The sequence below is a fragment of the Paraflavitalea sp. CAU 1676 genome (genome assembly GCF_029223285.1).
GTDB lineage: Bacteria > Bacteroidota > Bacteroidia > Chitinophagales > Chitinophagaceae > Paraflavitalea.
Genome location: NZ_JARHUJ010000005.1, coordinates 291,428 through 304,073, shown reverse-complemented (window position 1 = coordinate 304,073; position 12,646 = coordinate 291,428). Strand labels below are relative to the sequence as shown.

Annotated in this window: 13 protein-coding genes; 6 read left to right on the top strand and 7 right to left on the bottom strand. The window is 48.9% G+C overall.

Going from position 1 to position 12,646, the window contains the following annotated elements; translation table 11 throughout:
* The first annotated feature begins 115 nt into the window (after positions 1–115).
* A complete protein-coding gene (locus P2H89_RS17730) occupies positions 116–781 on the top strand; it encodes a porin family protein (RefSeq protein WP_275829264.1) in 666 nt (221 codons plus the stop codon).
* Between the two features lie 81 nt (positions 782–862).
* Here P2H89_RS17730 and P2H89_RS17725 read toward each other — a convergent pair whose 3' ends face one another.
* From P2H89_RS17725 to rpoN, 4 genes are all read right to left on the bottom strand, one after another.
* A complete protein-coding gene (locus tag P2H89_RS17725; protein WP_275829262.1) occupies positions 863–2,299 on the bottom strand; it encodes a hybrid sensor histidine kinase/response regulator in 1,437 nt (478 codons plus the stop codon).
* A gap of 9 nt (positions 2,300–2,308) precedes the next feature.
* Positions 2,309–3,865: a PAS domain-containing protein gene (locus P2H89_RS17720; protein ID WP_275829261.1), complete on the bottom strand. Its 1,557-nt coding sequence runs from the start codon at positions 3,863–3,865 to the stop codon at positions 2,309–2,311.
* Between the two features lie 9 nt (positions 3,866–3,874).
* A complete protein-coding gene (locus P2H89_RS17715; RefSeq protein ID WP_275829259.1) occupies positions 3,875–5,359 on the bottom strand; it encodes a sigma-54 dependent transcriptional regulator in 1,485 nt (494 codons plus the stop codon).
* Between the two features lie 63 nt (positions 5,360–5,422).
* The gene (gene rpoN, locus P2H89_RS17710) at positions 5,423–6,835 is read right to left on the bottom strand and encodes an RNA polymerase factor sigma-54 (RefSeq protein WP_275829257.1); all 1,413 of its coding nucleotides are present in this window, start codon (positions 6,833–6,835) and stop codon (positions 5,423–5,425) included.
* 175 nt (positions 6,836–7,010) lie between these two features.
* Here rpoN and P2H89_RS17705 point away from each other — a divergent pair, with 175 nt between their 5' ends.
* The 4 genes from P2H89_RS17705 to P2H89_RS17690 all read left to right on the top strand — a co-directional run bounded on the left by P2H89_RS17705 (position 7,011) and on the right by P2H89_RS17690 (position 10,546).
* Positions 7,011–8,414 carry an ATP-binding protein gene (locus P2H89_RS17705; RefSeq protein ID WP_275829255.1) on the top strand — a complete coding sequence of 468 codons (1,404 nt, stop codon included), beginning with the start codon at positions 7,011–7,013 and terminating at the stop codon, positions 8,412–8,414.
* Positions 8,415–8,537: 123 nt separating this feature from the next.
* Positions 8,538–9,548 (top strand): Gfo/Idh/MocA family oxidoreductase, encoded by a 1,011-nt coding sequence (locus P2H89_RS17700; RefSeq protein WP_275829253.1) that lies wholly within the window; start codon positions 8,538–8,540, stop codon positions 9,546–9,548.
* Between the two features lie 96 nt (positions 9,549–9,644).
* Positions 9,645–10,118, top strand: a complete 474-nt coding sequence (locus tag P2H89_RS17695; protein WP_275829252.1) for an alpha-amylase domain-containing protein — start codon at positions 9,645–9,647, stop codon at positions 10,116–10,118.
* A gap of 254 nt (positions 10,119–10,372) precedes the next feature.
* Positions 10,373–10,546, top strand: coding sequence for a DUF1328 domain-containing protein (locus P2H89_RS17690; protein ID WP_275829249.1), 174 nt, complete (start codon positions 10,373–10,375; stop codon positions 10,544–10,546).
* 142 nt (positions 10,547–10,688) lie between these two features.
* On the opposite strand, the gene P2H89_RS17685 is transcribed toward P2H89_RS17690, so the two are convergent.
* Positions 10,689–11,090, bottom strand: a complete 402-nt coding sequence (locus P2H89_RS17685) for a hypothetical protein (RefSeq protein WP_275829247.1) — start codon at positions 11,088–11,090, stop codon at positions 10,689–10,691.
* A 371-nt stretch (positions 11,091–11,461) separates the two neighbouring features.
* Between P2H89_RS17685 and P2H89_RS17680 the strand changes: the two genes are divergently transcribed.
* Positions 11,462–11,893, top strand: coding sequence for a response regulator (locus P2H89_RS17680; protein ID WP_275829245.1), 432 nt, complete (start codon positions 11,462–11,464; stop codon positions 11,891–11,893).
* Here the strand turns inward: P2H89_RS17680 and P2H89_RS17675 are convergent.
* Positions 11,880–12,275, bottom strand: coding sequence for a hypothetical protein (locus P2H89_RS17675; protein ID WP_275829243.1), 396 nt, complete (start codon positions 12,273–12,275; stop codon positions 11,880–11,882). The two genes, P2H89_RS17680 and P2H89_RS17675, sit on opposite strands and share 14 nt — an antisense overlap.
* Positions 12,268–12,639, bottom strand: coding sequence for a hypothetical protein (locus P2H89_RS17670; protein WP_275829241.1), 372 nt, complete (start codon positions 12,637–12,639; stop codon positions 12,268–12,270). Before P2H89_RS17670 ends, P2H89_RS17675 begins: the two co-directional genes overlap by 8 nt.
* Positions 12,640–12,646: the final 7 nt, after the last annotated feature.

Here is a 12,646-nt window from a genome sequence, read left to right as displayed (position 1 = left end):
TAAAGATTAACAGCACACAGGCGCGTACCCCTTGTAGAAAAAGCAACAGCGGCCGTATCGCCTGAAGGGAATAGCACAAATAAAAAAACTTGATTGAAAACGAAAAAAGAACAACATGAAAAATGCAACCAGCAGCTTAAAACGAATACTGTTATTAGCAGCATTTACAGGCACATTGAGTGCCGCCATGGCGCAGCAGCAACAAACTACCACGGAGAAGTCGCTTCAGCCAAAATTCGGCATTAAAGGGGGCGTAAACCTCAGTAACCTGTATGTCGATGATGTGGAAGACGAGAATATGAAAGTCGGCGTAAACGTGGGCGTGTTTGCCAAGATACCGGTTACCAAAGGATTCTCTGTACAACCCGAACTTTTGTACAGCAGCAAAGGCGCCAAGATCAAATACGACAACCTGTTTGGCGAAGGTGAATACCGCTTCAACCTCAATTATGTTGAGCTGCCGGTATTGGCGGTGGTTAACCTGGGTAATAACTTCAACATCCATGCAGGTCCCTACGTGAGTCTCCTTACATCGGCCAATATCAAGCGCCTCAATGCGGAAGACGGGGAAGTCGATGACATCGCCGACCTCGATACCGACAATTTCAAACGCTTCGATTATGGTCTCGTGGGCGGTATTGGGTTCGACATCGAGAATTTCACCCTGGGTGCCCGGTATAACTATGGCCTCAACGAAATTGGCGATGGCGGCGTAGCCGGCCAGGCAACAAAGAATTCCAAGAACAGCGCCTTCACTTTTTACATTGGCATAGGTTTCTGATCAAACGATCCGGATCCCACAATTAAAATGGCCTGGTGGAATTTCCACCAGGCCATTTTAGTTCTATAGGTGCTTAATAACTTATGCTTTAAAAGAGATCACGAAGGTGGTGCCGCTGCCCACCACCGAATGCACATCTACCTCGGCATTGTGGGCCTGCAATATATTGAGGGTAGCGGCAAGGCCCAGGCCCAACCCATTGCGTTTGGAGGTAAAATAAGGTTCGAACAAACGTTCCAGGTTATCTTCCGTAATACCCGATCCATTATCCGTGATGCGTACTTCACAGGCATTGCCATCGGCCACCATGGCCACCGTAAGTCTGCCTACTTCTTCCTCCATCGCTTCTACGGCATTGATGATGATATTGAGGAAGGCGATCTTCAGTTTATCCTTGTCGGCTGCAATGACCAGTATATCATCTGGATAACGGATCTGCAATTTGATGTTCTTGAGTACGATGCGGTCCATGGCTGCCGTAATGCTTTCATCCAGGATATCCTGTAAGGAGGTTGGCCGCAACATCATTTCGGAAGGGCGGGCTGTATCGAGCAGTTCGGAGATGATGGCGCCAATACGTTTTGCATTGCGTTGGATGATGCCGTAATAATTTTCCTGCGACTCATCGATCTCTGCTACCCGCAGGTGATCCAGTGAAAGGTGGATATTCGTCAGTGGGTTCCTGATCTCATGGGCCAGCGTGCGTGCGAGCCGGCCGGTGGCGGCCAGCTTTTCGGCCATCAGCACCGTCTTCTCGGCCTTGCGCAGGCCTGTTATATCATGCAGGATGCCCTGTACATACTGCGAACCGTCGGGCCGCTCGATCATCGTGGCCGAGAAGATGCAGGTACGCTCTTCGTTGTCTCTGTTGAGCAGGTCGGTCTCCACATCATCCAGCTCGCCTGTTTGCAGTAATAGCTTCAGGGTTTCAGCGTCAACCTTTTCGATCATGAGGTCGTAAAAACTCATGTCCGTCAGTTCTTCGGCGGTGTACCCCAGCAACAAGGCAGTCGCTGCATTGACGGCAAAGAACCGTAGCTGTGTATCGGCCAGGAATATGGCGTCTTTCGATCGCTCAAAGATATTCCGGTATTTCTGTTCATTATCGCGCAGCGCCTTCAGGGAGCGAGCTTTCTCCAGCGTATAGCGGATGCAGCGCTCCATTTTTTCCGTGGTCAGCTCCGACTTGATCAGGTAATCGGCTGCACCAACGCGCATGGCTTCAATATCCACCGCATGGTTGCCCTTTCCTGTCAGCAGGATCATCGGGGCCTCGCAATCGCGCTCTACGGCTTCCCGCAACAGATCGAGCCCCGTTTTAGCACCCAGGAAATAATCTATGAAATAGAGATCGTACCGTTTATGGCAGATATGATCCAATGCCTCCTGGTATTTGTAACACCAGTCTACGATGAAGTTCCCTCCGTTGATATCTTTGATGATACTGTTGGTCAGAAAGAAATCGTCTTCATCGTCGTCCACAACCAGAATGCGCAATGGGTCAGCAGAAATAAACATAGCTATATATTAATGGGCCTGCATTTCAGGTAAAATGATAGAGAATGTAGATCCCTTACCGGGTACGCCCGAGGCCATGATCAACCCTTTATGGTTGTCGGTGATCTTACGGCAGATCGCCAATCCCATTCCCGACCCCGGATATTCAGCTTTGCCATGCAATCGCTGAAACAGCTGGAATATCTTTTCCGCATATACTTCTTCAAAGCCGATCCCGTTGTCTGCCACCATGATCCGGTAATAAGGATTGCTATTGCGCAACTTGAGTTTCTCTTTCTCCGTTTGCGTAAGCAGGGTACTGCTGATGGTGACCACCGGCAGCACATCCTGGCGGCGGAACTTGATCGCATTGCTCAGCAGGTTGCTGAACAACTGGCGCATTTGCGTGGTTACCACTTCCACCACTGGGAGGTTAAGTACCTGCACTTCACCTTTACCGCCATCCACTTCCAGGTCCTGGTCGTTTACCACTTCCTGCACGATTTCCTGCAGGCTTTTCCTTTCGAACGGGAACTGTGTACGCGTAACCCGCGAAAACTCCAGCAGGTTCTCGATCAGGATCCGCATGTTCTCGGCCGATGCCATCATCCGGTTGAGGTACAAACTGCCCTCATCCGTCAGTTGGTCGGCACATTTGTTTCTGAGGCGCTCACCGAAGGTAGTTAGTTTCCGCAAGGGTTCCTGCAGATCATGCGATGCCACATAGGCAAACTCTTCCAGCTCCTGGTTCGAGCGGTTCAGTTCCTGCACCTTCACTTCCAGCTCCTGTTCATACTCCTTCAGGCGCGTGATATCACGCACCGTTCCCAACACTTTGGCCGGCATGCCCTGCTGGTCTTTCAACACTTTCCCAAATACTTCCACAGCCTTCACGGAGCCGTCTTTGGTGATCAGCATCGATTGTCGTACATAGGTTTCGCCGTTATTGATGATCTCCTGGATCGCATTATTCGCTTTACGTACTTCTTCCGGTTGCATGTGCAGCCGGTAAAACTCAAATAGGTCTATCCCGTCCTTGCGGTCATGGTGGCCATAACCCAGCAGCTGGAACATACCATCCGACCAGGTCATTTTGTTGGTTGCCATGTCGAGCTCCCAGTTCCCTACGTTCAGAAACTCTTCCTTCTGCCCCACAATACGTTTATAGTGCATGAGGTCGTGCAGCATCTGTGTTTTCTCCGTAACGTCGCGGTTGATCGCCACGCCCTTTACCACTTCTCCGCTGCCGTTCAGCACAAATTTCATTTTAATGTTGATGATGCGCTGTTGATGCTGGTGCGTGGTGATCCGGTAGGTATATTCAAAAGGGGTCTTCGTGGCAATCGCATTGCTGCGGATATGCCTGAATTCCTCCGCGTCATGCGGATGTACGTGACTAAGGTAAAACTCGTCTGACAACTGGGGCGCAGCCCGGTGGTCGTATCCCATGATTCGGTACATCCCCTCGGACCAAGAGACGTTATCGGTTGCCACATCCCACTGCCAGGTACCGAATTGTAAGAGTTCTTCCGTATCATTCATCAACTCCCTGAGCTTATTGATATGGCTGGTTTCTTCAAGGGTCATGATATTGGTTTAGCGATTATTCAGCTCCTGATAAAGCTTGATCTTATTGTATAAAGTCTTTCGGTCGATATTCAATAAACGGGCTGCCTTGCTTTTGTTGAAATTGGTTTCCTTGAGGGCTTTGAGGATCATTTCATACTCCAGGTCGATGGAGGCTTCCTTCAGGCTATTCTCTCCAAATTGCTTGCGCAACGGAGAAGTAGCGATCGTATCATGTATTGGCACTACCGGCGTGGGCGCTTCCACGATCGCATCGGGATTGTGCTCAAACAACAGCTTGCGGTAATTGCTGATCTCAAATGGCAGGCTACGGTCTTCCACGTATTCGCCATCGGTGAGCAGGGCCGCGCGCTTCACGACATTCTTCAATTCACGGAGGTTTCCATGCCATACATAGTTGCGGAAGATCTCTTCCACCTCGGGCGAGAAGCCCCGGATACGTTTCTGCAGGCTTTCATTGGCCTTTTGCAGAAAGTGACGGGCAAAGACCATAATATCTTCTTTACGCTGCCGCAGTGGTGGCACTTCGATCGTAAACTCGTTGAACCGGTGAAAAAGGTCTTCCCGGAACTTGCCTTTCTGGGCAGCATCCCACAGGCGCTCATTACTCGCAATGAGGATGCGCACATCGAGTGATATGTCTTTGATGCCCCCTACCCGGCGCATCTTACGCTCCTGGATCACCCGTAGCAGCGACACCTGTATTTCGTAAGAGAGGTTCGCAATTTCATCGAGAAAGATGGTTCCGCCATTGGCCAGCTCGAAACTACCAGACTTCTGGTTAATGGCACCGGTAAAGGCGCCTTTCTCATGTCCAAACAATTCACTGCCGGCCAGCTCTTTCGACAGAGCGCCGCAATCGATGGCCACAAACGGAAAAGCCGACCGCTTGCTGCGCTTGTGGATCTCCTGCGCAATGGCTTCTTTACCACTGCCACTTTCGCCATAGATGATCACGCTGTAGTCCGTAGGTCCTACCAGGATGATCTGATCCATGATCTGTTGAAACACGGCACTCGTGCCGAATATATAATCACTGTTGGAGGTAAAACCTTTCTTCTTATCCACCACATGATCCACGGCCGCCGCAGCGGTTCCATTGCCGCCAACCGGTGGTGGCACAGCCGCCGGGCTGGCATTCAGGGCCGATTGGATGGTATTGAGGATCTCTTCGGGAAACAGGGGCTTGGTCACATAATCATACGCGCCCATCTTCATCACATCAACAGCTGTCTTGAGGTCATTATAGCCTGTTATGATGATCACTGGCAATGCAGGATATTTTTCCTTGATCTTCAGCAACATGGTTTTACCATCCACTCCCTCCAGCCGGTAATCACACAACACCAGGTCAAAATCAGTTATTTCATCTAGCAGTTCAAGCGCCTTCTTGGCGGTATATGATTCATGCGTCTCGTACCCATGCTTGGTAAGGAACTTGTTCATTAAGAAGCATATGTCGCGGTCGTCATCAATCACTAATATTTTAGACATATTAAGTGGGTTTACTGGTGTAATGAAGGAATTAATGAGTGTTTAGCTTTTGTGTATATAAATTTAGCGCCACAGTGCCCGCATCTGGGCCGTTGGTATGCGGAGCAGCTCGCGGTACTTGGCCACCGTTCTCCTCGCTATCTTGTACCCTTTGCGTGCCAGCACCACTACCAGCTGGTGATCGGTAAAGGGCGACTTCTTATCTTCGGCTGCGATGGCTTCTTCCAACGCATATTGAATGATACGGTTGCTGATCACCTCCCCTTCTACATTGGCCATGCCTTCGGAAAAGAGGTCCTTCAACAGTATATTTCCAAATGGAGTAGCCGCATATTTGTTGCTGGTAATGCGGGATACCGTCGATATATCCACCCCGATCTCCAGGGCGATATTCTTGAGGATCATGGGGCGCAGCAACAAGGGATCGCCCTCTTTGAAATACTCGTACTGCCATTTTACGATGGTCTTCATGATCTTCAGCATCGTACTTTCGCGCTGCTGGATGGCCGACACAAACCATTCCGCCGCCTGCAGCTTGCTCTTCATGTATTGCTCGGCTGCCTTGTCCTTTTTGGCGCACTGGCTTTTCACCGTTTCCATCCACGAATGGTTGATGTGCAGGGATGCAGAGCGCTGCCGCGCCAACGACACTTCGATATTATCTCCTTCTACGGTAATGATGAAGTCGGGAATGATATAGTTCTTGGCTACCGGTTCTTCGAGGCGTACATTGATAGGTTGCAACTGCAGGGAAGCCACCAGTTCGAGGATGATCCTGAACTCGTCCTCTTCCAGCTTCAGGCATTCCCGCACCTTCTCCAGCTGACGGTTCTTCAGGTCGGTATAGTGATCGCGGATCAATTTCAGCGCAGCTGCTACATCCGGCTGCGCCGTGTTCATCCGCTCCAATTGCAGCAACAGACATTCCCGTATGTCGCGGGCTCCCACACCGGGCGGATCCAGGCTCTGGATCGTTTTCAACACCGCTTCCAGGTCCGTGCCTTCGATCCATTCGCCAAACTTGAACGACATATCTTCTGCCAGGGTCGACAATGTTTGTTCCAGCATACCACTCTCGTTGAGCGAATCGATGATATAACAGGCACGGGAAAATTCCTGCTCACCCAATAGCAGCAGCCGGCATTGCTCTTTCAGTTGCTGCCTGAAATCGGCTGTTTGCACCAACGGGCGCTCAGGTATATCTTCGCCCGAAAAATAATTGGCATATTCTACTTTGTAGTCGGGGATATCGTCGTAGCCAAACTCCTCCCAATCGGCAAAATCCTGTACCGCCTCTTTTTCGTCTTTTAATGCATTCTCATCATTCTTCGTTTCCTCCAACAATGGATTCTCTTCTATTTCCTGTTCGATGCGATGCTCCAGCTCCAGCGTATTCAGGTGAAACAAATTCAACAGCTGAATCTGCTGGGGCAGTATGCGGACCTGTTGCTTTTGTGTAAGATGTTGATGGATCATGTCAAAAGATTGTAGTGTTTATACTACAAGCCTTACTCCAAAAAATAGTTTTTCTTCCAAAAACAGCGTAAATGCTGTATTTTACTGGGATACAATAGTTTTTTCGTGTTTCTGGACCGTTAAACAAGCCCACCCATCTGTAGAACAAATTACACAATTTGGGGAAAACCAGCGCATGAAATTCAGGTTCCAATATATCTACGGGCTCTTCATTCTGTCATTTGGCATCCTCACCGTGCTCGCCCTGATGTTTTACAAACGGCTTTCCGATTCAACTTTAGTATCGAATGAGGTGGAGCGCAACTACCAAACGATGGTACTGCTGGGGCAGGTTGACGCTTACCTGAAAGAGGCGATCAATGCCGAGCACGCTTTTATGCTCGTCCGCGACAGCAGTCTCCTCGAGCCTGTATGGACCAGTGCAGCCCGCATAAAACCGATCATAGATTCCCTCAAACCGTTGGTGAATGGACAAAGTACGCAGGCCGTGAACCTTACCCGACTGGAGGGCCTCGTCACGACCCGGCTCAGCATGGCCAAAGACAATATCGCCAAAGCCGCCAGAAACACCGACTCCGGCAACCTGTCGCAGCGGCTGTTGCAAACCAGGGTGAATATGGCCGACTACCAACAGCTATACGAGCGTATGCAAGCAATCGAAACAGCCGCCAAAAGGGCGAGCGATTCGCAAAAGCTCATCAGCCAGCGCAATGCGCCCAATTATCTATACGCGACCTTCATCTTCTCAGCGATCTGCCTTACCATTTCCTTTATGTTCATCATCCGCGAGCTCACGAAACGGCTCGAATTTCAGCAGCAGTTGCAGCAGCAGGTAGGCAGCCTCAACCGGGCCAATGCCGAGTTGGAGCAACTCACCAACATTGCCTCGCATCACCTGCAGGAACCCCTGCGCAAGATCCAGACCTTCTCGAACCAGGTCACCACCCGCTTTAAGGACCTGCCCGAAGAAGTGAACCTGCTATTGGGTAAAATGGATGCTTCGGCCAGGCATATGCATGGCCTCACCCGCGATATGGTGCGCTACTCGAGCCTTATCAATACATCGGAGACGCTGCTGCAGATAGACCTCAATTATGTGTTGATGAAAGTGGCTGAGCAGATGGATGAAAAACTTACCATTCGCCAGGCAAGGCTGGTCATCACCAATACACTCCCTGTCATCAAGGGCATCCCTTCGCAATTGGCCATCCTCTTTGAGCAACTGATCGACAATTCGATCAAGTTTGCGCGGAAGGATGTATCGCCGGTCATTACCATCACGCATGAAGGTCTTACCGGCAATAAGATCAGTGAAAAGATCGTATCTGTGTTGCTGGGTGGAACTGCGTATCACAAGATCACGATCTCGGATAACGGCATGGGCTTCGACAATAAATACGTGGATAAGATGTTCTACCTTTTCCAGAAACTTGAATCGCCCCAGGGCATTTACCAAAGCAAAGGCATCGGCCTGCCCATGGTACAGCGCATCATGATCAATCACGGCGGCAATGTAACAGCCAGTGGCATCGCCGGTGAAGGCGCCGTGTTCACCCTTTATTTTCCGCTACAGCGATAAGCTTACAACGCGCTGCACAACGCTACACGCTCCCTCTTCAGCAGTCTTTGTAGATCAAAATCCCCACGCTTTCAATGGTACAAGTGTTGCCCTTCTGGATGAAAGGCCACACAACATTCATCCATGGAAACATTTACCTGGGGTATCATTGGCCCCGGCAATATAGCCACTGAATTTGCTGACGATCTGGAACACCTCAAAGGCGTACATCACCGCATTGGCGCGGTACTCTCGCACCACCTCGACAAGGCAGCTGATTTTGCTGAAAAGGAAAACGCACCGCAGTACTTCGACCACCTCGAATCATTCCTCACGCATGCAAAGGTGGATGCCGTTTATATTGCAACACCGCATCCCCTGCATCACCGGGAAACCATTGCCTGCCTGCAGCGCAAACTGCCGGTATTGTGCGAAAAACCCATGGCCATGAACAGCCGGCAGGTGAAAGAAATGGTGGAAGCGGCCGAAGCAAACAACACCTTCCTGATGGAAGCCATGTGGATCCGTTTTCTACCCAGCATCAACAAAGTGCTGGACCTGATCGATTGCGACGCCATCGGGAAGATAATATCTATCAAAGCCGACCTGAGTTATAAAGCCCCCGAAGATCCGCAAAGCCGGTACTTCGATCCCTCGCTCGGTGGCGGCTCCCTGCTCGATCTTGGCATCTATCCCATTTTCCTGGCGCATTTGCTGCTGGGTAAGCCAGTTACTATACAGGCACGATCGATCTTATCCGATAAGAGCATCGATAAAGCCACCATCGCACTATTTGGGTATGGCAATGCAGCCTATGCCAGCATCGAGTCATCGCTGGTCACGCAAACAGACCGTTCCGCGACGATCTATGGCGAAAGAGGGCGCATCCATATTGCTTCTCCCTGGAATGAAAAACCGGCAGAGATCAAACTGGAATCTTATGATGGAGAATCTATTCAATACCCCTGCGAATGGCCGGGGCGCGGGTTACAGTTTGAAGCAGCTGAAGTGTATCGCTGTCTCCACCAGCATAAACTATACAGTGAACAGTTCTGTCACTCCTTCAGCCTGGATCTCGCGACAACGCTCGACGCTATACGGGAACAAACAGGCATCCGTTATCCCGCCGATCAACCATCAAAACACGCTATATGAAATACCGTCCTGAAAGAAATACCCGACCAAAGCTTTACCTTTGTCGACAACCACGATAGCCAGCCAGGTCAATCCCTGGAGTCCTATGTAGATTATTTGTTTCAGCCCCTCGCCTATGCATTGATCCTGCTACGGGTAAAAGGATTTCCCGGCATTTTCTATCCGCATTTGTTCGGGGCAGACTATTCTCTTGAAAAAGAAGAAAATAATTTTAACGTAAAAATAGCACCAACACCCTCGCTCGAAGTGCTGATTTTGGTACGTCAATTGCTTTCTTTTGGTGATGAATACGATTACTTCGACCATCCCAATACAATTGGTTGGGTAAGAAAAGGTTCCGATGATAATAAATTATCCGGTTGTGCAGTTTTAATAAGCAACGGAAGTGAAGGGAACAAGGTCATGGAGCTGGGAAATCGTTTCGCACACAAAACCTTTACCGATATCACCGGTAACCGGCCTGAAAAGTTGACAACAGACGAGTTTGGAAAAGCCGAGTTCCTCGTAAATGGCGAATCAGTATCCGTATGGATCCTGGAAGAACAGCCAGCCTTATCCAACAACATCTAAGTCAGTAGTTTTTATGCCAGGAATGGTGAAGGCCCTTAACGGATCAATGGGCTTAAAACAACGTTAAATGATGCAAACAATTGTTTAAAACGCAAGAATCATAAACAAGAAACGGATCATGTAGACCTTTCGGTATCCTTGAATAAACCAGCAACTATAGAAAGGACCAGAAACCAGAAAGTTGCCTCTATTTACGGAGCCGCTGCTCACAGCAAGGGAAGTTGATCCATTGTAAACATTAAAACACAATGAGTATGCTACGCTGGACAGTGATTTTTTTAATTATTGCGCTCATCTCTGCCCTTTTTGGATTTGGGGACATTGCTGCAGGGACCGCTACAACTGGAAAATTCCTGTTTTTTGTCTTTTTCGCCATGTTTTTTCTTTCAACGTCCTTTGGTAATATAGAACCTAAAAAGAACAGTTGAGTTGTACATCTTACTATGTAAAAAAGTGCAGTGTTTCTACTGCACTTTTTTTATGGTGTTATCAAAGAAAAGCCCGGTGTTTTCACCACCGGGCTTAAAACAACCAAATCAACGTCCGCCGCGAAAAAATATATAGCTGTCGTTACAGCGAATCTTTCGGTATCTTCTTTTCCGTTCTTTCCGAATCTGGGATCGGAGAATCGATCTCGGGATCTGTTCTTTGCGTTGAATTACCCGATGATTGTTCGTCTACCGGTTCCTCGCTCCATTTATTTTGTGCTTCACTGTTCGTGATGTCATTTTCCTGGTTGGTTACTTTCGGATTGTGCTGCTGCTTGCCGCCCGGATGTTTTGGATTCTTTTCATCGTATCCACTTTGGGCGGTGCCGGCCTGCGTGTTTGCATTGTTGGTTACCCCCGGATCAAAAGCTGTTGATCTCTTCTCCTGCTTATCCGAAGGGCGCTGATCGCTGCTCTTACCTTGTTGGACGGTTTGAGGCGATTTATCTTGTTTTGTCTTCGATTTCGGATCTTTTATAACCATAACTAATAATTGAATGATGAAGATTATAGAGTCACTGTCACAATAGGGAAGGTCAAAAAAACCATACCGGTCGATGGCAACGCCAGGCCGGGAAAACATTCCCCAGTACGGCCTTTTTGCCGGGTCATTATTCCACATGCATTATAGAAAGCCGGTAATCCGTGGCCGCAATTCTACAGCCCTTCCCTACCTCAGTATTATCCACCTGTAGGGCTTCCTGCACGCAGCCGCGGGCGCAGCTCATGTTGACCAGCTACCGTATTTTCCGAAACAGGGATCCACCGCTCTTAAAAAACTGGCAGGAATTTGTTGATTTTTAGAGCCTTTAAAGGCCCATTCTCTACATTTGTCTAAAATGTATCACCACCGCCATGCAGAAATTTTTTATCCTCATCGCAGAAGATGATGCAGATGATCGATTCTTATTACAAACGGCCTTTGAGGAGAACGGCTTTACCGATACACTCGAATTTGTAGAGAACGGGATCGAATTGATTGAATACCTATCCAATTTGTCGAAGCAAAAAACGCTCGACATACACTATCCGGGTTTCATACTGCTTGATCTGAACATGCCAAAGAAAGATGGCAGGGAGGTGTTGAAGGAGATCAAACAACATCCTGAATTGAAGAAGATTCCGGTGATCATTTTTACGACCACCAAAAATGAGCATGAAATAAAACGTTGTTACGAGTTGGGCGCCAATACCTATGTGGTAAAGCCGGTAAGCTTCGATGCCCTGGTGAGAGTGATCCGGGAGATCAGGAGTTATTGGTTCAACACGGCGTCTATTCCGGCTTAGCCGTCGGCTCTTTTTTACGGGACGCAAACTTTTTTACCAGTCCGCCAATGATCACACCCGCTGCACCAGCAGCAACACGGGTCGCGACATTCCTAACCAGGAAACTGCCGATCAAACCAGTGAGCAGGCCGCTTCCTTTAAATAGTTTCTTCTTTACCAGCATATCTACAGCCAGTCCTATCCCTGTTTTGATCGCGGGATTTTTAGCGCCCAGGGCTGTGATGCCGCCAATGGCCGAAAGGATGGTCCCTACCGGCGCCAACTTTTCCTTTACTTCCCTAATCCTGCCATTCAACTCCTGTTTCTTTACATCGAGCTGTTTACGCAACCGCTCTTGCTCGCGTATCAGATCTTCATAATTATTGATCACCGGTTTACTCATACACTTTGCGGATAATAAAGTTCCTGAAACCAATCATTAGCTTTTTGCGGAATAACCAGATCAATACCATCGACAATAAAAAAAGACCAGCTACCAGGAAATATCCTGCAATGGTGCTGTTCAGCAACTGGCCCAGCCAGGTACCTATTGCCAGGCCAATAAAGAGGATCACAAATATACCGATGATGAAAACGGCCATGAAGGTGACCACCGAAGACGCAACACCCGACCCTTTATCAGTGATGTTTACCAGAGTAAGCTTATAGTAAGTTTCAAGGAAATCCATGACATTGTCGGCCAGGTTATCGCTGGCCTCGGTGTCCTTCACTTCTGCGTATTGTATGTCCTCTGTTTTTTGGCGCATAGCTGGT